The organism is Ideonella sp. WA131b, from assembly GCA_023657425.1.
GTDB lineage: Bacteria > Pseudomonadota > Gammaproteobacteria > Burkholderiales > Burkholderiaceae_C > Rubrivivax.
In genome coordinates this window covers 1336397-1355205 of sequence record JAGTJW010000001.1, presented here as the reverse complement: position 1 = coordinate 1355205, position 18809 = coordinate 1336397, and the positions used below count along the sequence as shown (strand labels likewise).

General features: G+C 69.2%; 17 protein-coding genes. 5 read left to right on the top strand and 12 right to left on the bottom strand.

Going from position 1 to position 18809, the window contains the following annotated elements:
- Nucleotides 1–38: 38 nt before the first annotated feature.
- Nucleotides 39–1337, bottom strand: a complete 1299-nt coding sequence (locus KA711_06250) for a Glu/Leu/Phe/Val dehydrogenase (protein ID MCM0608587.1) — start codon at nt 1335–1337, stop codon at nt 39–41.
- Nucleotides 1338–1934: 597 nt separating this feature from the next.
- Here KA711_06250 and KA711_06245 point away from each other — a divergent pair.
- Nucleotides 1935–2750 carry a pyrroline-5-carboxylate reductase gene (locus tag KA711_06245; GenBank protein ID MCM0608586.1) on the top strand — a complete coding sequence of 272 codons (816 nt, stop codon included), beginning with the start codon at nt 1935–1937 and terminating at the stop codon, nt 2748–2750.
- Nucleotides 2751–2763: 13 nt separating this feature from the next.
- On the opposite strand, the gene ubiA is transcribed toward KA711_06245, so the two are convergent.
- Genes ubiA through KA711_06230 form a run of 3 tightly spaced genes read right to left on the bottom strand, consistent with a single transcriptional unit; the run spans nt 2764 to nt 4472 of the window.
- The gene (gene ubiA / locus KA711_06240; protein MCM0608585.1) at nt 2764–3687 is read right to left on the bottom strand and encodes a 4-hydroxybenzoate octaprenyltransferase; all 924 of its coding nucleotides are present in this window, start codon (nt 3685–3687) and stop codon (nt 2764–2766) included.
- Between the two features lie 41 nt (nt 3688–3728).
- The gene (locus tag KA711_06235) at nt 3729–4202 is read right to left on the bottom strand and encodes a PIN domain-containing protein (GenBank protein ID MCM0608584.1); all 474 of its coding nucleotides are present in this window, start codon (nt 4200–4202) and stop codon (nt 3729–3731) included.
- A gap of 6 nt (nt 4203–4208) precedes the next feature.
- Nucleotides 4209–4472 carry a CopG family transcriptional regulator gene (locus tag KA711_06230; GenBank protein MCM0608583.1) on the bottom strand — a complete coding sequence of 88 codons (264 nt, stop codon included), beginning with the start codon at nt 4470–4472 and terminating at the stop codon, nt 4209–4211.
- Nucleotides 4473–4904: 432 nt separating this feature from the next.
- Between KA711_06230 and KA711_06225 the strand changes: the two genes are divergently transcribed.
- Both KA711_06225 and KA711_06220 read left to right on the top strand, forming a co-directional pair.
- Nucleotides 4905–5894, top strand: coding sequence for an acetamidase/formamidase family protein (locus KA711_06225; protein ID MCM0608582.1), 990 nt, complete (start codon nt 4905–4907; stop codon nt 5892–5894).
- Between the two features lie 32 nt (nt 5895–5926).
- Nucleotides 5927–6694: an SDR family oxidoreductase gene (locus KA711_06220; protein MCM0608581.1), complete on the top strand. Its 768-nt coding sequence runs from the start codon at nt 5927–5929 to the stop codon at nt 6692–6694.
- Nucleotides 6695–6735: 41 nt separating this feature from the next.
- On the opposite strand, the gene KA711_06215 is transcribed toward KA711_06220, so the two are convergent.
- Both KA711_06215 and KA711_06210 read right to left on the bottom strand, forming a co-directional pair.
- Nucleotides 6736–8538 (bottom strand): NAD(P)/FAD-dependent oxidoreductase, encoded by a 1803-nt coding sequence (locus KA711_06215; protein MCM0608580.1) that lies wholly within the window; start codon nt 8536–8538, stop codon nt 6736–6738.
- Between the two features lie 318 nt (nt 8539–8856).
- The gene (locus KA711_06210) at nt 8857–9366 is read right to left on the bottom strand and encodes a DUF1993 domain-containing protein (protein MCM0608579.1); all 510 of its coding nucleotides are present in this window, start codon (nt 9364–9366) and stop codon (nt 8857–8859) included.
- 418 nt (nt 9367–9784) lie between these two features.
- On the opposite strand from KA711_06210, the gene KA711_06205 reads away from it, so the two are divergent.
- Nucleotides 9785–9952 carry a hypothetical protein gene (locus KA711_06205; protein MCM0608578.1) on the top strand — a complete coding sequence of 56 codons (168 nt, stop codon included), beginning with the start codon at nt 9785–9787 and terminating at the stop codon, nt 9950–9952.
- Here KA711_06205 and KA711_06200 read toward each other — a convergent pair.
- The 6 genes from KA711_06200 to KA711_06175 all read right to left on the bottom strand — a co-directional run bounded on the left by KA711_06200 (nt 9880) and on the right by KA711_06175 (nt 16940).
- Nucleotides 9880–10515: a hypothetical protein gene (locus KA711_06200; protein ID MCM0608577.1), complete on the bottom strand. Its 636-nt coding sequence runs from the start codon at nt 10513–10515 to the stop codon at nt 9880–9882. The genes KA711_06205 and KA711_06200 overlap by 73 nt on opposite strands.
- A 68-nt stretch (nt 10516–10583) precedes the next feature.
- The gene (locus tag KA711_06195) at nt 10584–12545 is read right to left on the bottom strand and encodes a TonB-dependent receptor (protein MCM0608576.1); all 1962 of its coding nucleotides are present in this window, start codon (nt 12543–12545) and stop codon (nt 10584–10586) included.
- Nucleotides 12546–12703: 158 nt separating this feature from the next.
- Nucleotides 12704–13873 (bottom strand): HAMP domain-containing histidine kinase, encoded by a 1170-nt coding sequence (locus KA711_06190; GenBank protein MCM0608575.1) that lies wholly within the window; start codon nt 13871–13873, stop codon nt 12704–12706.
- 10 nt (nt 13874–13883) lie between these two features.
- Entirely contained in the window at nt 13884–14597 is a 714-nt protein-coding gene (locus KA711_06185) for a response regulator transcription factor (GenBank protein MCM0608574.1), read from the bottom strand.
- Nucleotides 14598–14784: 187 nt separating this feature from the next.
- The gene (locus KA711_06180; protein ID MCM0608573.1) at nt 14785–14994 is read right to left on the bottom strand and encodes a hypothetical protein; all 210 of its coding nucleotides are present in this window, start codon (nt 14992–14994) and stop codon (nt 14785–14787) included.
- Between the two features lie 317 nt (nt 14995–15311).
- Complete coding sequence (locus KA711_06175) at nt 15312–16940, bottom strand: peptide chain release factor 3 (GenBank protein MCM0608572.1); 1629 nt, start codon at nt 16938–16940, stop codon at nt 15312–15314.
- Between the two features lie 366 nt (nt 16941–17306).
- Here KA711_06175 and KA711_06170 point away from each other — a divergent pair, with 366 nt between their 5' ends.
- A complete protein-coding gene (locus KA711_06170) occupies nt 17307–18788 on the top strand; it encodes a response regulator (protein ID MCM0608571.1) in 1482 nt (493 codons plus the stop codon).
- Nucleotides 18789–18809: the final 21 nt, after the last annotated feature.

Genomic DNA, 18809 nt, shown 5'->3' with positions numbered 1-18809 from the left:
GGACCATGGCAGGCAGCCCACCCAGCACTCACCCTGGATCAGGGATACAGACCGCGCTCCTCGCGCGCCGTGAGGATGCGCTCGCAGGCCACCGCGAAGGTGGCGGTGCGCAGCGTGATCTGGTGGCGGTCGGCGGTGTCCCAGATCTTCTTCAGCGCGCCGATCATGATCTTGTCCAGGCGCACGTTGATCTCGTCTTCGGTCCAGAAGAACGAGCTGAAGTCCTGCACCCACTCGAAGTAGCTCACCGTCACGCCACCGGCGTTGCAGATGACGTCGGGCACGACGAGCACGCCGCGGTCGGCCAGGATGTCGTCGGCGCTGGGCACCGTCGGGCCGTTGGCGCCCTCAAGCACCAGCTTCGCGGTGATGCGCCGCGCCCGCTCGGCCGTGATCTGCCCCTCAAGTGCGGCCGGGATCAGGATGTCGCAGTTCACGTCCCAGAAGGCCTCGGCATCACACGACTCGCCACCCTTGAAGCCGCCGACGCCGCCGGTGGCCTTGACGTGCGCCATCAGGTCGGCCATGTCGAAGCCGCGGTCGTTGACGATGGTGCCGGTGTGGTCTTGCGCGGCGACGATCTTGCTGCCGGCCTGCGCGAACAGCTCCGCCGCCGACGAGCCGACGTTGCCGAAGCCCTGCACCGCCACGCGGGCGCTGTTCAGATCGAGGTTCAGGCGGCGCGCCGCCTCGCGGCCGGTGACGAACACGCCGCGGCCGGTGGCCTTGACGCGGCCCAGGCTGCCACCCAGGTGCACCGGCTTGCCCGTGACGACGCCGGTGGCGTTGCTGCCGGTGTTCATGCAGTAGGTGTCCATCATCCACGCCATGATCTGCGGGTTGGTGTTCACGTCGGGCGCCGGAATGTCCTGCTGCGGCCCGATGATCATGCCGATTTCGCTGGTGTAGCGCCGCGTCATGCGCTCCAGCTCCTTGTTGCTGAGCTGCTTCGGGTCGACGCGGATGCCGCCCTTGGCGCCGCCATAGGGCAGATTGACGGCCGCGTTCTTGATGCTCATCCACGCCGCCAGCGCCATCACCTCCTCGAGCGTGACGTCGGGGTGGTAGCGCACGCCGCCCTTGCCCGGGCCGCGGCTCAGGTTGTGCTGGACGCGGAAACCCTCGAAGTGAGCGACATCGCCGTTGTCGAGCTCGATCGGAATGTCCACGATCAACGCGCGCTTCGGGCGCTTGAGCGTCTCGGCCCACCGGGCCAGGTGGCCAAGGTAGGGGATGACGCGGTCGACCTGGCTGATGTAGGTGCCCCAGGGGCTGTCGGGCCCGGGACTGACGAAGGACAACGGGGTCGGCGAGAGGGGCGTGCGCGAGGCGGCCATGAAGGGTGTCTCCGGTGGTGGGGCCCCCGCGGCGGCCGCTGCCGCCTCTCGTGGACGGCGGGGCGGCGGCGGTGGCGTGGCACGCACTGTAGGCGCGGTGCCGCTGGATTTGTCACGGCGCCTCATGCCGGCTTTGCATGGGGCTGCGCATGGCGGCGGCGGGTGCAGGCCGCGCGGCGCGGCATGGCTAGGAGCGTGGGCGGCAGAAATCCAGCCCCGCGTTGGGCCGACTTCGGGGCCCAGGCCAGGCGCCGCGCGCAGCCCGGGCTGTGCGCCCGGGCCAGCGTGGCAACGCCGCATGGGCCCCGAAATCGGCCCAACCCGAGGGGCCGGGGCGGCCAAAGCCGCTGGCGGGTGTTGCGCCGCTGGCGCGGGCGTCAAGCCCGCGCTGCGCGACGCGCCTACGCCAGTGGCTTTGGCCGCCCCGGCGCGGGGCTGGATTTCTGCCGCCCACGCTCCTAGGAGCGTGGGCGGTCGGGTCTTCGAACCGTCGAAGTCGGCCCGCGAGCTCGCCGCCACGAGGGCCGCCTTCCAGGTGCCCGGCCGCCAGGCTTAGCCGCTGTCGGCGGCCACGGTGCCGCCCTACACTGCCGCGCCATGGACACAGTGGCGGCGCAGCGGATCGGCTTCATCGGTGGCGGCCACATGGCCGCGGCCCTGATCGGTGGCCTGGTGCGCAGCGGGCACGACCAGGCGGCGCTGGTCGTCGTCGAGCCCGACGAGGCGGCGCGCGAGCGGCTGTTGCACGCGCACGGCGTGCGCGCCCAGGCCGCTGCCGACACCCGGCTCGCCGGCTGTGACACCGTCGTCTGGGCGGTGAAGCCGCAGTTCTTTGCCCAGGCCGCCGCGCCCTGCGCAGCCCACGTGGCCGGCGCGCTGCAGCTCAGCGTGATGGCCGGCGTACGCTGCGCCACGATCGCCGCGGCCACCGGCAGCCTGCGCATCGTGCGCAGCATGCCCAACACACCCGCCCTCATTGGCCAGGGCATCGCGGGCCTGTACGCCGAGCCGGCGGTCAGCGCGGCCGGGCGCGATGGCGCCGAGGCCCTGCTCGCGCCCACCGGCGGCGTGCTGTGGGTGGCGCATGAGGCCGACCTGGATGCCGTGACGGCGCTGTCCGGCTCGGGGCCGGCCTATGTCTTCTACTTTCTGGAAGCCATGATGCAGGCCGCCGTTGAGATGGGCCTGAGCCCGGAGCAGGGCCGCGCACTCGGGCAGGCCACCTTTGCCGGTGCGGCGGCGCTGGCCATGCGCTCCGATCTGTCGCCTGCGGCGTTGCGCGAACAGGTCACGAGCAAGGGCGGCACCACGCACGCCGCCATCACCTCGCTCGACGCCGACGGCGTGAAGACCCGGTTCGTGAAAGCGCTGCACGCGGCGCGGGCGCGCGCCGAGGAGCTTGGTCGCGGATGAAGAGGGCGGCGGCTCAGCGCAGCGCCAGGTCCACCACCGTGCCCGCAAACACGGCGAAGCCCAACCAGTGGTTGGCGCGGAAGGCGCGGAAGCAGCCCTCGCGGCTGCGGTCGCGGATGAGCGTGCAGTGCCACGCGGCTTGAATCGCCGCCACCGCGAGACCGGCCAGGAACCAGCCACCCAGCCCCAGGGCACGGCCGAACCACCCCCAGGCCAGCAGGTACACGGCATAGAAGGCCATGACCGCCGCCACGTCGAACCGGCCCAGCGTGATGGCGCTGGTCTTCATGCCTATCGCGAGGTCGTCGTCGCGGTCGACCATGGCGTACTCGGTGTCGTAGGCCAGCACCCAGAACAGGTTGCTCACCAGCAGCGCCCAGGCCTGCCAGGGCACGGCGTCGGCAATGGCCTGCAGGCCCCACTCGCGCCCACCCTGCGCCGCCGCAAAGGCCATCGGAATGCCGAAGCTGAACGCCACGCCCAGCACCGCCTGCGGCATGGCCAGCACGCGCTTGGCGTAGGGATACAGCAGCGTCACCGCCAGCGCCGCGACACTGAGCAGGATGGCCGGCGCGCTGGTGGTGAGCACGAGGCCAAAGGCCACCAACGCCAACACCGCACCCACCGCCAGCGCCTCGCGCGGCGACACTGCGCCGCGCGTGACAGGGCGCTGGGCGGTGCGCTTGACGTGACGGTCGAACTCGCGGTCGGCCACGTCATTGACGCAACACCCGGCGCTGCGCATGAGCACCGTGCCGGCCACGAACACGCCCAGGAGGTGCCAGCCCGGCCAGCCGTCGGCGGCGATCCACAGCGCGCCGAGCGTGGGCCACAGCAGCAGCAGCCAGCCAGCGGGGCGGTCCCAGCGGACGAGGTCGAGGTAGAGGGCCAGGCGGCCAGGCGGCGGGCCCGGCGGCGGCGGAGCAGCGGCAGCCACACGGCGATTATCCGCAGGCGCTTCTGCACCTGGGCGCAGGTTCAGCGCAGCAGGTTGAGCAGCGGCCGGCCGCCGCGGTCGCGGTAGACATCGAAGTCGGCGTCCAGACTGAGCACGTGGCGGAGCTTCAGCCGCGCCGCGGCCTCGGCGATGGAGGCGTCGGCCAGGTCGAAGGGCAGGTAGGCAAAGTGCTCGCTGATGCGCAGCACCTCCGTCACGGAGCCCTCCGCCGCGGGCTGGAGCACCAGGGCGCCGCGCTGCACCCAGCGCAGGAAGTCCAGCGCGCAGTCGTTGGCGATGCGACGCGCCAACAGCGCGCAGACCTCGGTGGCCACCGGCCAGGTGGACCACAGCTCGGCGCCCGGGTTGTCGCGCAGCCAGTCCCGCACCCGGGCGTGCCAGCGGTCGGCCCCGTTGAACAGCGCGATCAATGGCCCGCTGTCCACCAGCACCGGGCCGCGGTGGGCCAGGTAGCGCGGCGATGGCTCAGCCGTGGGCAGCTTGCGAGCAGGCACGGCGCATCAGCCCCGGCGCGCGTGGCGCTCGGCGACCCCGGCTGCGAATCCCAGCCGCCGCCGCGTGGCGAGGTCGGCGGGCCCGGCGTGGCGGCCAAAGAGGTCGGCCCCGAGGTCGTACGCCGAGCGTGGCGCGCCGACAGCCTCGTCCTGCGCCAGGTACAGCTTCAGCGCGGCGCGCACGACCTCGCTCGTGCTTCGGCCGCTGGCCTGAGCGCGCTGGCGCAGCTGCTCCTCGAGCGAGGGATCAAGCTTGATGGTGACGGTCATGATTGCGGCGGGATGATCCAGCGTAATACCCAATGTATTACCTGATGGACTGCCCGTCAAGCCGGTTCCCAGACCTCGTCCGGCGAGCTGGCGCTGCCGACACTTGGCGGCCGTTCGCAGCGACCCCCTGCGCTCGGCGGGCGGGGATGCGGCATCATCTTGAAGCGCAGAGAAGCGCAGCGCGCTGCGTGAACTGACTCGCCGCCACTGTCGTTGGGCGCCGTCATTGCTGAGACTGGCAGCCGAAGAGGAGTCATCGACGGGCACGGGGCATCCGTCTCCTGCTCTTGGCTCATCGCGTGACAACCCATTGATCGCGCGCCTCCATCCCCTTGCCGGGGGTGACATCGTTGGTGATCATCGGGCTCGCTACACTGACCGGGCCATCCGGCTTGTTGTGCCGGTGCCCGGCGGTGCAAAAGGAGCGAAAACATGAGTTGGCTGAGCACCTCGATCATGCGCACACGCGGCGTCGCGCAGGGCCGAACGCCCGACACGCACGCGCTGACCGAAGCCAGGCAGGGCACCTACCACTACACCATCGGCCCCTACTCCACGCCGGTGATGCAGGTGAGGCCCGGCGACCGCGTGATCGTCGAAACCCGCGACGCCTTTGAAGGCAAGGTCAAGACCGAGCAAGACCTGCCGTCCAAAGTGCTGAGCATGCCCTTCGTGAACCCCCAGAGCGGGCCCATCCTCATCGAGGGCGCCGAGAAGGGCGACGTGGTGGCCGTCTACATCGAGAGCATGGCGCCGCGCGGCCCCAACCCGCGCGGCACCTGCGCGATGATTCCCCAGTTCGGCGCGCTCAGCGCCACGTCACTGACGGCGATGCTGCACGACTCGTTGCCCGAGATCGTGCGCAAGATCGACCTCGATGAAGACGGCGTCTACTGGAGCAAGCGCGTCACGCTGCCCTATCGACCGCACATCGGCACGCTGAGCTGCAGTCCCGAGATCGACAGCATCAACACACTGACGCCCGACTCGCACGGCGGCAATATGGACCTGCCCGACATGGGCCCTGGCAGCATCACCTACCTGCCGGTGCGCACGGCCGGTGCGCGACTGTTCATCGGCGACGCACACGCCTGCCAGGGCGATGGCGAGGTCTGCGGCACCGCCGTCGAATACGCCAGCACGACGACCATCCAGGTCGACCTGATCAAGGGCTGGAACCTCGAGTGGCCGCGGCTGGAGAACGAGACCCGCATCATGGCCATCGGAAGCGCACGGCCGCTGGAAGACGCGGCGCGCATCGCCTACAAGGAACTGGTGTTGTGGATGGAAGCCGAGTTCGGCTACGACCGCTGGGACGCCTACATGATGCTCAGCCAGTGCGGCCTGGTGCGACTGGGGAATTTTGTTGACCCGAAGTACACGGTGGGCGCAGGCATCGAGAAGAAGTACCTGACCCCCTGAACGCCTGATCTCAACCGCAAGGAGCACGTCGCATGGATCTCGGACTCAAGGGCCTGAAGGCCGTCGTCACTGGGGGCACCAAGGGCATCGGCCGCGCGATCGCGCAGACGCTGGCGGCAGAAGGCGCGCACATCGCTTTCTGCGCGCGCAACGCCGATGAAGTCCAGCAGACGAGCAAGGACTTCGCCGCCGCTTATCCCGGCATCAAGGTGCACGGGGCGGTCGCCGATGTTGGCGACGCGGGCGGTCTGGCCGCTTTCGTCAATGGCGCAGCGGCCGCCTTCGGCGGGCTGGACATCGTCGTGGCCAACGTCAGCGCACTGGCGATACCGAACGACGAAGCCAACTGGCAGAAGACCTTCGAGGTCGACATGATGGGCACGGTGCGGCTCGTCAATGCCGCCATGCCTTACCTCGAGCAAAGCAGCGCCGCTTCCATCGTCACGATCAGCAGCGTCTCGGGCCGCGAGATCGACTTTGCCTCCGGCCCCTACGGCGCCTTCAAGGCCGCCATCGTCCACTACACGCAGGGCCTGGCCTATCACCTGGCGGGCAAGAAGATCCGCGCCAACACGGTGTCGCCGGGCAACACCTATTTCAAGGGCGGCGTGTGGGAGCAGATCGAGCACGGCAACCCCGATCTGTTCAAGATGGCGCTGGGCCTGAACCCGACAGGCCGCATGGGCACCCCGCAGGAGATGGCCAATGCCGCGGTCTTCCTGGCCAGCCCGGCGGCGAGCTTCATCACCGGCACCAATCTCGTGGTCGATGGCGCGCTGACCAAGGGCGTGCAGCTCTGAGCTCGGCGGAGGCGCGGATCACGCGCCACCGCCTACGCCTTTCAGCGCTTGTGGTGCACCGGCGCCAGCCTGTAGACCGGCGTATCCAGCCCTTCCATCCGCGCCTTCAGCTGGAAAGCCAGGAACTGCGAGTAGTGCCGGCTCTGGTGCAGATTGCCGCCGTGGAACCACAGCTGCGGAACCTGCGTGGGTTTCCACATGTTCCGCAGTTCGCCCTCCCACGGACCGGGGTCCTTGGGCGTGTCACTGCCCAAGCCCCAGACCTTGCCGACCTGGTCGGCCACCTCGGGCGAGATCAGCTCGGCCAGCCAGCCGTTCATGCTGCCGTAGCCGGTGGCGTAGACGATCAGGTCGGCCGGCAGCTCGGTCCCGTCCGAGAGCGTCACGCTGTTCGGGTTGATGCGGTCGATGTTGACGCGGCTCTTCAGCTTGATGCTGCCATTGGCTACCAGCTCTGAAGCCCCGACGTCGATGTAGTAGCCCGAGCCGCGGCGCAGGTACTTCATGAACAGGCCGGAGCCGTCGACGCCGAAGTCCAGCATGAAGCCTGCCTTTTCGAGCCGCGCATACAGGTCGGCGTCGCGCTTCTTCATCTCGTCGTAGACCGGCACCTGCATCGGCGCCATGATCTTGTAGGGAATGCTGGCGAAGATCAGGTCGGCCATGTCGGTGTGCACGCCGTTCTTCACCGCCTGCTCGGAATAGAGGCCGCCCAGCGCCAGCTCCATCAGCGAATCGGAGGGCGCGATGTGGGTGCTGCTGCGCTGGATCATGGTCACGTCGGCGCCGTGTTCCCACAGCGCGGCGCAGATGTCGTGCGAGCTGTTGTTGCTGCCCAGCACCACGGCCTTCTTTCCCTTGTAGGCCTCGGGCCCAGGGTGCTTGCTGCTGTGGTGCTGCTCGCCCTGAAAGGTCTCGGCGCCGGCGATCTGCGGCACATTCGGGTAGCCCGACACACCGAGTGCGAACACCAGCTGCGTGGGCCGCAGCGTGATGTCCTTGCCACCGCGCTCGACCACCACTTCCCAGGTCTGGCTGGCCTCGTCGAAGCGCGCCTTCTTGGCCGTGGTGCTGCCCCAGTAGTTCAGCTCCATGACCTTGGTGTACATCTCGAGCCAGTCGCCGATCTTGTCCTTGGGCGCGAACACGGGCCAGTCATCCGGGAAGGGCAGATAGGGCAGGTGGTCGTACCAGACCGGGTCGTGCAGGCACAGGCTCTTGTAGCGCTTGCGCCAGCTGTCCCCGGGCTTCTCGTTCTTCTCGACGATGAGGGCCGGTACGCCCAACCGGCGCAGCCGCGCACCCAGCGCGATGCCGCCCTGGCCGCCGCCGACGATCAACACATAGGGCTGGGTCTCGAAGCCCAGCGTCGCCTGCTCGTGCTGGCGTTCTTCGAGCCAGGTCTTGCGGCCCGGGTGCACACCGTGTTCTGCGCCCTTGATGCGTTGCGCGCCCTTTTTCTCTTCGTAGCCCTTCAGCTCAGTCATCGTGGTCAGCAGCGTCCAGCACTTGCCATTCTTCAGACGCGCGTGGCCGCGGCCGCGGGCCACAGCGGTCTCGAAGGTGAACCAGGCGTCGATCACGCCATCGGCTTCCGTCGCCTGACCTTCGATCTGGAAGTGGTGCGGCTGCACATCTGCCAGCCTTGCCTGGAGCATTGCTCTGATGGCCGCCGGCCCTTCCTGTGTGCTGATGTTCCAGGTGAAGCTGACCAGATCGCGCCAGTAGCAGTCGGCGTCGAACAGGGCCATCGCCGCTTCGAGGTTGTGCGCACGCAGCGCCTGCTCGAAGTCGATAAACCAGGCGCTGGCGGCCTGGCTAGGGTGGGACGCAAGGTCGGTCATCCAGGTGTCTCCTGCTGACGGCCCCACCGGCCGTTGGGGTGGAGTCCGGACGCCGATCATTCGACGCTGGCGCGCCGGTGGGTGACAGCATTTACCCTCGAACGATTCGCCAGGGCGCAGGCTCTCCCGTGTGCCTTGCGTGAGGCGCCGCAGCAGCTCCAGTAGGCGGGTTCGGGTCGCCGCGCGACACCCCCAACGGGCGCGACGGCGGCCGACCGCTGCATCTCGGACAACCGTCGTCCGAACACCTGCCTCAGCCGCGGATTCATCACTCGTCGCCCCGAAGTGGCCGGTCGCGACACTGTGCAAGCTGCCTACCTAGTACGCGCCCATGTAGTCCTTCTTGCCGATCTGAATGCCGTTGTGCCGCAGGATGGCGTAGACCGTGGTGACGTGAAAGAAGAACTGCGGCAATCCGTAGTGGGCCAGATAGGCTTGGCCGCTGAACCTCCTCTCCTTCGGCGTGCCAGGGCGCAGGACGATCTCGCGCTTGTCGCTGCCGTCGAACTGTGCGGCCTGCAAGCTGTCCAGGAACACCAGGCTCTCATCCAGCATGGCGGTCAGATCGGCAAAGCTCTTCTCTTGCCCTTCACCGGCAGGGACCGCAACCCCTGCAAGACGAGCAGAAACGCCGCGCGCAAAGTCGGCCGCAATCTGCACCTGCTTGAGCAAGGGAAACATGTCGGGGAACAGCCGCGCTTGCAGGTACGCATCGGGCTCGACGGCGTGGGCCACGGCATGTGCTTCAGCCTTTGCCAGCACGGCCTTCATTGCATTCAGCATTTGCTTGAAGACTGGAACCGATTGGATGTACATGTCTGAGCTCATGGTTCTTGTCCTGATGGTGGTGTGGCACAAAGCGCCGACGAAGACGGGGCGCTGTTTGGATTGTCGGGCTGAGGCTCGGGCTCGGGCGCAGCCCATGCGTTCGCACGCGGGCAGCTCTTCGCGTCTGCTCTCGGTGTGATGAGCGTGGCCGCCCCGGCCCTTCGGGTTGGGCCGATTTCGGGGCCCATGCGGCGTTGCCACGCTGGCCCGGGCGTACAGCCCGGGCTGCGCGCGGCGACTGGCCTGGGCCCCGAAGTCGGCCCAACGCGGGGCTGGATTTCTGCCGCCCACGCTCCTAGCGGGCGCCAGATGCACCCTTCGGCTGCGCGGTCAACGCTCAACGGATCTCAGCCAGCTTGAAGCTCGCTTCTGGACAGGAAACACTTCGCCCGCGTCGCTCGGCCCGGTGGATACCGAGATGAACCCCGCTTCGGGCGACTTCGCCGCCGCGCTGCTTGGGCTGATGGCCATCCCGCGCCACGCGCAGGTGGACGAGATCGCCAGCCTGCGGGTCTACCTGGCTACCCCGGAAGCGGCGTTCATGACGGGTGCCGACCTCGTCATTGGCGGCGGCTTTTCGGCTTGAGCCCCGCGAGCGATGGGCTCTGCGGGCATCAGGCGCGCGTCAATGCCCCCGAACCAAGCGCTGCCACTGGCGGCGTAGATCGAAGCACCCACAAGGACCAAGGCGGCTTCGGCGGGCACTGCGAACTCGAGTCTTTGCTTGCGCAACTGTCGGTCCGCAGGCAAGGTTTGTTCGTAGGTGTTGGCGTAGGCAATGCTCTGCCGCTGCGCATCGAAAGCCCGCACCCAGATTCCTGCGGTGGCCGCCTCTTGCTCCTTGGCGACCCAGCCTTCCAGCGCCAGGCGCTGACCACGCAGTGCGGCAGCGTCCAGACGCTGCACCAGACCAGCGTACGGTGCCGTAACGAGGTAGTCGACTCGCCACGCCGGCCGGCCCTCGACAAGCACCGCCGGGTCCGGCGCCATGCGCTCAGCCCGGCCATCAGCCTGCCAGCCTTCCGGCGCAGCCGCTGCTGGGCTTGAGACCTGAAGCGAAGGGTTGCCGATCACCTGCGCCGGCACGCTGCACGGGGCCCAGGCGAAGCAGAGGACGAGGGCGCTCAGAATGAACTGTGGCTTAGTCACGGCAAGACCCCACCAAACGTTGTGGAAAGGAAGGTGGTTGCGGCAGATGCCGGGTGCGCGGTTGGCATTCAGAAAGTCCCCGCCAAGCTGAACTGCACTGTCTGCCCATGGAGAAACATCAGGGCCTGCCGGCCCGCGGGCGCACCCGTGCGGTCGGGCGTGAAGAAGCGGTTTTCACGCACGACGTCGTAGCCGCCGATGTTCAAGACCGCCAGCCGGGCCTTCAGGCCGGTGAACTCGCTGGTCTCCACGAAGGCGCCCCAGCGGCTTTCGAAGTCTAGCCTGGATGACTGGTTGGAGAAGTAGCTGGTGCGCTGAAGGCTGCCGTCCAGCGTCAGCCCCCAGGACCGTTTCTGGGCGCGCAGGTCCTGCCGCAGCTCGACCTTGTAGCGCTGGGGCTCGAAGTCGTTGAGCAGGCGCCGTTGGGCGGTGGCCGGGTCGGTGAAGCGTGCGTCCTGCCACAGCCCATTGGCGCTGAGCCTCAGGCCCGCAGCCAACCCGTCCAGGGGCAGCGCGCCGCTGGCCGACAGGCCCCACACCCGCGCCGAACCGGCGTTGCCCGTACCCCCTTGCCCCGGGCCCAGGATCACGGCATCCACCACGTCTTTCCGCTGCTCGGCGAAGACCTGCAGGTTCAGCGCGGCGCCCTCCTGGCCGCGCAGGTCCAGCGCCAGCGTGGCCCGGGTGCGACGGTCGGGCACCAGTTCGGGGTTGCCGGTCTGGGTGCGGTCGCTGGCGAGTTCGGCCGAGGCGGCGAAGTCGTTGAAGTTGAGCTGGCCGACGCTGCGCCTCACGCTGCCGCGAAGCTCCAGGCCTTCGGCCGGGCGCCAGGTGGCGCTGAGGCTGGGTTTGGCGTAGCGCAAATCGCGTTCGCGCTGTGCACCACCCGAGACCCGTATGCGCGAAGCCTCCAGAGCGACGCCGGCCTCGGCGCTGAACTGTGGCGAGACCGTCCAAGCCAGCCGGCCGAAGACCTCGCCACGGCCCTCTTCCACGCGCACGGCCTGGCCGGGCACCGTCTGCGGCGCGGCCGGCGGCGTGGTCATGGCGCCTTCGAGCGTGCTGTCCAGGCGATTGAAGACCAGCTCCACGCCCCACTCCGGGCGCAAGGTGGTCTCTTCACTGCGGCGGATGCTGGCGCGACCAATCAGCTCCAGTGCATCGTCGGTCTGCGTTGAACTGTTGATGAACAGCGGCTGCCCATCGGCCGCACTGCGCAAGCCCGCCGAACGACTCTCGGCACGCCGGCCTTTGCCCAGCGACAGCAGGTTCAGCTGCCAGGACGGGTTCAGCAGACCGTTCCACGTGGCGCCCAGCTCGCTGGTGGTGGTGCGGCTGTCCAGCCCGAAACGCTGCACCTGCAGCAGCGCGCCTGGGGGTGCGATGGCGCCGAACCCGTCTCGGCGCGTGGTGGTGTCTTCGGTGGCCACATCGGCGCGGGCCGACAGCGTCAGCTGGCCGGCACGCCAGGCCCGGGAAGCCTCGCTGGACAGCGTGAGGCCGCGGTAGGTGCTGTTGATGTCCTGCTGCTCGAAGAGCAACAGGCTTTCGTCGGCCGCGCGGCGCGTTCGTGTGCCCCCGATCTGCTGGCGTGACGCATAGCCCGACACACCGAAGGCGGCCTGCCAGCCTTGCACCGGCGCGGTCAGACTCAGTTCGAGATACTGCTCAGGACGGCGTCCATTCTGCTCGGCCACCAGTTCCCAGCGCCCGCTGAGGCCGACCTCGCGCCGCACCACGTTGGCCAGCACGGTGGCCCCCGACCCCTGGCCGCCATCACCGCCTTGCACCAGCTCGATACGAACGACCTGGGCCGCCGGCACCCGGGCCAGGGCTTCCAGCACGCCGCCCGACTTGGAAGACGGCGGCTCGCCGTCCAGCAGCACATTGCCGGCCGCGTTGGCAAAGCCGCGCAGCTCGGTGCCGCTGTCCAGCACAAAGCCAGGCAGGCGGTTCACCATGTCCAGCGCCGTCTGCGGTGTGAAGGGGGCAAAGAAGCTGGCGTCGTAGCTCTGCACCACTGCGCGCACTGCGGCTTGAACATTCGCAGGGCCCGCAGCAGCAAGGCAAACCAGGGCAAGACAGGCCATTCGGCGCATGGCAATTCCGGCAGTGGGCATGCAGCTCACTGTGACCAAGACTTCGTGCGGGGCGGCGACCGAACCGTTGGCGTGTGGTTGCGCCTGGTTCAGACCTGTTGCGTCGCGGCCGCTGCCAGGGGCAGGCGCAGTTCCACCACGGCGCCGTCGCCATCACCGCGCTTCAGCGAGAGGCGGCCTCCATAGGCCAGCGCCACCGCCTGCACGATGGACAGACCCAAGCCGTTGCCGCCGGTTTCGGCCGAGCGAGAGCCTTCACCACGGGCGAAGGGCTCGGCCAGGGCCATGGGGTCGCCGGGCGGCCAACCAGGGCCGCCGTCTTCGCAACGCAGCACGGCCTCTGGGCCTTGCCGGCGCAGGCTCAGATGCATGGGCGCATCAGGGGCGTAGCGCAGCGCGTTGCGCAGCACGTTCATCAGCGCCCGGTTCAGGCGCAAGGTGTCGGCCTGCACCACCACAGCGGGTTCCACGTCGGTCTGCACGGCGATGCCTGCCGCCTGGAACTCGGGCGCCATGGCGGCCAGCGCCTGCCGAGTGAGCGCCGACCAGTCCACCGCCACGGCCGCTGAGGCCTGGGCCGCGCGTGCATCGCTGAGCGCGTTGACTTCGCTGACCAGATGGTCGATGAAGGCCACCTGCTGGAGCAGGCCATCGACAAAACCCGCGTCGGCCGCGAACACCTCTTCGCGCAGCCCGATCAAGCGGCCCTTCATGATGGTCAGCGGCGTGCGGATGTCGTGCGCCAGCGCGGCCGAGCGCAAGCGCAGGTCGTCGTCGGCCGACTTCAGCGCGGCCGTCATGCGCACAAAGTCGGCGTGCAGCGCCAACACCTCAGCGCCGGAGGCCGGCGGCGGCGTTGGCGCCGCCACCCGTTCGCCCGCAGCGACACGGCGCGCCGCCCGTGCCAAGGCCTCGATGGGCAGGGCCACCCGGGCCGCGGACCACCACGCCAGCAGGGCCATCAGCAGCGCCACGCTGAAAGCCAACACCCCCTCCACGACGTGGTAATTCAGCCGCCAGGCTTCGAAGCCGAACTGATTGCGCAGCATGATGTACTGCGGCCCGCAACTGCCGAACTGCGTCTCGGCTGCACGCAGCTGCGTCCGCGCAGCCTCGCTCAGGCTGGCATCGAACAGCATGTCGCGCAGCGCGTACACCGCGCTGGGCAGGGTGGAGGTGGCCAGGGCACCGGCAACGGCAATGGCACCGGCCAGCAGCGCGATCTGAACCTTCAGCGGCAAAGTCGACGGTGTAGACATCCGGGGCACCTCAGGCGGCTTCGATCACGTCCAGCCGGTAGCCTTCGCGCTGCACGCTCACCAGCCGCAGCTGCGGGCGCTGCCCGGGCGTGCCGCCGTCTTCCAGCTTCTGCCGCAGCCGGCTGATGTGCGGGTTGACCGACTTGTCGAAAGCGTCTTCACCCATCGCGATTTCCACCAACTGGCTGCGTGTGACCAGCCTGCCGGCACGTTCGGCCAGCAGGCGCAGCAGCCTGAATTCAGTGGGCGTGAGATTCAGGGCCGCACCGTGCAGCGTGGCCGTGTGCGCTTCCAGGTCGATGCTCAGGCCGCCCAGGTGCAGACGGCTCGGTGGCTGCGCCACAGTCGCCCCGCGCTGCAGAACGGCCTTGGCCCGTGCCACCACCTCCAAGGGGTTGAAGGGCTTGACCACGTAGTCATCGCACCCCAGGCGAAAGCCGAGCAAGCGGTCGACATCCTCGCCCATCGCGGTGACGATGATGACGGGGGCCCCCCCGCGGCCGCGCCATTCGGCCAGCACTGACAGGCCGTCGCGCTGCGGCAAGTGGATGTCGAGCAAGACCAGGTCAGGGCGCCAGTGCTGGGCGGCCTGGATCGCATCAGCGCCATTGGGCGAGATCAGCACCTGCGCCTGCTCGCGGGCAAAGAAGGCCTGCAGGATGGCCGCGATCTCGGGCTCGTCCTCGGCGATCAGGATGCGCTTGTTCTGCAGGCTCTGCGGCAAAGGGGGTCTCCAGCGGCTGGCGGGCCGCGCCGACCGAAGGCGAGGCCGCCGCAGATGATGCTGCACGCTGGCGGTTGCTGGCCTGGGTACGGAAGGTTGCGAAGCGATTGCAAGCCTGCTGCGCCAAGTGCGCACGATCGCACGCCTCTGATTAAGCCGGCAAGCTGCGCACGTGCAGCTCCCAGCTTCACCGGGTCGCCGGCGAGGCGTTCAGCCAGCCGGTGTCGGCCCAACGCTGGAAAACACCCAGCCCGGTCGGCTCTGTCGCCTGCCGTTCAGGCTGCAAGGTCGCCAGCGAGACCAGCTCGAAGGTACGCCGGTAGCGGCCCTCCGCGCGCGACTCGCGAGCCACCAGCATCTCTTGGCCGCCCGGCACCCAGCCGGCAAACTCGGCCACGCCCACACCTGGGGACGCTGCCGCCGGCGGCAACACTCCCACGCTCCTAGGAGTGTGGGCGGCAGAAATCCAGCCCCGCGCCGGGGCGGCCAAAGCCACTGGCGTAGGCGCGTCGCGCAGCGCGGGCTTGACGCCCGCGCCAGCGGCGCAACACCCGCCAGCGGCTTTGGCCGCCCCGGCCCCTCGGGTTGGGCCGATTTCGGGGCCCATGCGGCGTTGCCACGCTGGCCCGGGCGCACAGCCCGGGCTGCGCGCGGCGCCTGGCCTGGGCCCCGAAGTCGGCCCAACGCGGGGCTGGATTTCTGCCGCCCACGCTCCTAGCCCTCCAGCTGCTTCTGGAACACCAAACCCGCGTGCTCGCGCAGGGCGTGGAACCTGATCTTCGGCCAGTTCTCCTGCATGGCACGCAGCTCGCCTGCGTACTCCAGCAGCACGCAGGGTGCGTCCACGGCATCCAGCGCCACGCGGTGGGCGTTGCCGTCGATGAAGCGCTGAAGCTCCTTGGGTTCGTCACACGTCACCCAGCGCGCGACGTTGTAGCGCGCCGGCATCACGCGCGCCTTGCAGCCGTACTCGTGCTCCAGCCGGTGCGCCACCACCTCGAACTGCAGCTGCCCCACCGCGCCCAGCAGCAGCACGCTGCCGGCCACCGGGCGGAAGACCTGGATCGCGCCCTCCTCGCCCAGCTGCGTGAGGCCGGCGCGCAGCTGTTTGGTCTTCAGCGGATCGGCCACCTCCACCGAGCGGAACATCTCGGGCGCGAAGAACGGCAGCCCTGTGAACTGCAGCACCTCGCCCTCGGTGAGCGTGTCGCCAAGCTGCAGCACGCCGTGGTTGGGGATGCCGATGATGTCGCCGGCGAAGGCCTCCTCCAGCAGTTCGCGCTTCTGGCTCATGAAGGTGACCACCGAGTTCGGCCGCAGCTCCTTGCCGCTGCGCGACACCTTCAGCCGCATGCCGCGCTCGAAGTGGCCGCTGGCCACGCGCACGAAGGCGATGCGGTCGCGGTGCGCCGGGTCCATGTTGGCCTGGATCTTGAACACCACGCCCGTGAGCTTGGGCTCGGTGGGCTGCACGCTGCGCTGGATGGCGGGCTTGGCGCCGGGCTGCGGGGCCAGGTCCACCAGCGCGTCGAGCACCTCCTGCACGCCGAAGTTGTTGACGGCCGAGCCAAAGAACATCGGCGTCTGCTGGCCCGCCAGGAAAGCCGCCTCGTCGAAGGCCGGCGCGGCCTCGCGCACCAGCTCGATCTCGCCGGCCGCCTGCTCGTACGGGCCGCCGAAGCGCTCGGCCAGCTGCGGATTACCAAGGCCGTCGATCACCTCTTCCGTGCCCGCCACGCGGTCCTCGCCAGGCGCGAACACGCGCATCTGGTCGCGGCGAAGGTCGAGCACGCCGCCGAAGAACTTGGCCATGCCCACGGGCCAGGTGAAGGGCACCACTGTCATGCCCAGCTCGCGCTCGATCTCGTCCATCAGCGCCAGCGGTTCCTTCACCTCGCGGTCCATCTTGTTGACGAAGGTGAGGATGGGCGTGTTCCGCGCCCGGCACACCTGCAGGAGGCGCCGCGTCTGCGGCTCCACGCCGTTGGCGGCGTCGATCACCATCAGCGCCGCGTCCACCGCGGTGAGCACGCGGTAGGTGTCCTCGGAAAAGTCCTGATGGCCCGGCGTGTCGAGCAGGTTGATGACGCAGCCGCGGTACTCCATCTGCATCACCGAGCTCGCCACCGAGATACCGCGCTGCTTCTCGATCTCCATCCAGTCCGAGGTTGCGTGCCGTGTGGCCTTGCGCGCCTTCACCGAGCCGGCGATCTGGATCGCGCCGCTGAACAGCAGCAGCTTCTCGGTGAGCGTGGTCTTGCCCGCGTCGGGGTGGCTGATGATGGCAAAGGTGCGGCGGCGCTTCACCTCGTGGGTGATGCGCTCGGGGGCGGCGGCGGGCATGGCAGCAGGCTCCAGGAGGTCGCTCATTATCCGGTGGGTGCGCCGGGCCGCCTGCAATGCCCGCGGTCAGGACTCCCGGTCCCTGAGTCTCGTGCGGTGGGCGAACCCGCGCCGCGCGAAGCAAGCCCAACTCTCGAGCTGCTGCCGCAGATCGCCAAGCGTTGTACGCCGACATGCGCTGGCTTGGTGCGGCTTGCCCGTCCCGCCGTTAACATCTGCGTGAACAGAAGCAGCAAGATGCGAGTCAGAGACAAGAGTCGCCGTGGGTCCCACCCGCGGGATCTGAGGCGAGCCCGACCCAGCCGGGAAGATGCCCTGCCCGATCTGCTGCGCAGCGCGCTCGATGCTCTTCCGTCGCATGTGTGCGTGCTGGCCGCCGACGCCACCGTGCTGTGGGTCAACCGCGCTTGGCGCCAGTTCAGCGCCTGCAACGGTGGTAACGAGACTGCCACGGTAGAAGGTAGCAACTATCTGGCCGTGTGTGACTCGGCCAGCGGCATGCAGTCCACCGAGGCGCCTGCCTTCGGTGCCCTGTTGCGCGAAGTGCTGGCGGGCCGGCGGGCACACTTCGAGATCGAGTACCCCTGTCATTCGCCCACCGAATTGCGCTGGTTCGTCGCTGCGGCGGCGCTGATTGAAGGCCCGGGGCCCGGGCGCGTGGTCGTGTCGCACCAGTCCGTCACGGCGCGACGCCTGGCCGACGCTCGCGAGCGCGAGCGCCAGCGGCTGGAGGCCCTCGGCGCGTTGGCCGGCGGCATCGCGCATGACTTCAACAACGTGCTGGGCGCCGTGCTCGGCCACACCGCGCTGCTGCTGGAGGGCCCGCCGGAACACGGCGAAGAGCAGGAGCCGCTTCGGCACATCCAGCGCGCCGCGCTGCGCGGGCGCGACCTCGTGCGCCGCGTCCTCGCGTTCGGGCGTGGGCCTGCCACGACAGCCGAGCCGTTGGCCCTGGCACCGCTGCTGGAAGAGACACTGGCACTGCTGGCCACCAGCCGCCCGGCCGGGGCGGGGCTGGCCCTGGAAGTGGCGGCCGGCGCCGAGGCGCTGTGGGTGCGAGGCGATGCGACCGACCTTCAGCAGGCGCTGATGAACCTGGTGCACAACGGCTGGCTGGCGCTTCAGGGACGGCCCGGCACGGTGACAGTGGCGCTGCGCGCGGCAGGCCTTGGCAACGCCGAAATCCAGGTGGCCGACACCGGTTGCGGCATCCCCGCAGAGTTGCGCGAGCGCATCTTCGAACCGTTCTTCACCACGCGGCCGGTCGGCGAAGGTGCCGGACTGGGGCTGGCCCAGGTTCACGGCATGGCCGTGCGCATGGGCGGCCGAGTCGATGTGCGCTCCGAGCCGGGCGTTGGCAGTGTCTTCACGCTGACCCTGCCTCTGTGCGAGGCTCCGGCCGGGGCAGCGGAACCCGCCCGGGCCGAGGAGCCGGCCGCCGCCGGGGCGCCCGCCGCCACCTTGCTCCTCGTGGACGATGACGAGACGGTGGGTCTGGCCCACGCCGCACTGCTGACACGTGCCGGCCACCACGTGCTGCGCACAACCAGCGCTCACGGCGCCTTGCGCGAGATCGATCGCCACGGTGCCGGACTGGGCGCACTGGTGAGCGACCAGACGATGCCCGAAATGTCCGGCCTTGATCTCTGCCGCGCTGCGCGGTTGCAGCTGCCCTCACTGCCGCTGATCATCGTCACGGGCTACATCGACAGCTCCCTGCGCAGCGGCGCAGCGGCGCTCGGTGTCCGGCTGGTGCCCAAAGAGGACGCCTTCGAGTCGCTGGTGCCCGCTGTCGCATCAGCGCTGCGGCCGTCCACCCTGAGAGAGCCCTGGCCTCGCCCGGAGTGAGCGCGTTGTGGGGCATCCCAG

Excerpts from the sequence above, each read along its gene's own strand:
- KA711_06220 (MCM0608581.1), top strand. The coding sequence starts at position 5,927 with ATGGATCTCGGACTCAAGGGCCTGAAGGCCGTCGTCACTGGGGGCACC.
- KA711_06245 (MCM0608586.1), top strand. The coding sequence starts at position 1,935 with ATGGACACAGTGGCGGCGCAGCGGATCGGCTTCATCGGTGGCGGCCAC.
- KA711_06215 (MCM0608580.1), bottom strand. The coding sequence starts at position 8,538 with ATGACCGACCTTGCGTCCCACCCTAGCCAGGCCGCCAGCGCCTGGTTT.
- KA711_06205 (MCM0608578.1), top strand. The coding sequence starts at position 9,785 with ATGAACCCCGCTTCGGGCGACTTCGCCGCCGCGCTGCTTGGGCTGATG.
- KA711_06190 (MCM0608575.1), bottom strand. The coding sequence starts at position 13,873 with ATGTCTACACCGTCGACTTTGCCGCTGAAGGTTCAGATCGCGCTGCTG.
- KA711_06210 (MCM0608579.1), bottom strand. The coding sequence starts at position 9,366 with ATGAGCTCAGACATGTACATCCAATCGGTTCCAGTCTTCAAGCAAATG.
- KA711_06250 (MCM0608587.1), bottom strand. The coding sequence starts at position 1,337 with ATGGCCGCCTCGCGCACGCCCCTCTCGCCGACCCCGTTGTCCTTCGTC.
- KA711_06175 (MCM0608572.1), bottom strand. The coding sequence starts at position 16,940 with ATGCCCGCCGCCGCCCCCGAGCGCATCACCCACGAGGTGAAGCGCCGC.
- KA711_06230 (MCM0608583.1), bottom strand. The coding sequence starts at position 4,472 with ATGACCGTCACCATCAAGCTTGATCCCTCGCTCGAGGAGCAGCTGCGC.
- KA711_06225 (MCM0608582.1), top strand. The coding sequence starts at position 4,905 with ATGAGTTGGCTGAGCACCTCGATCATGCGCACACGCGGCGTCGCGCAG.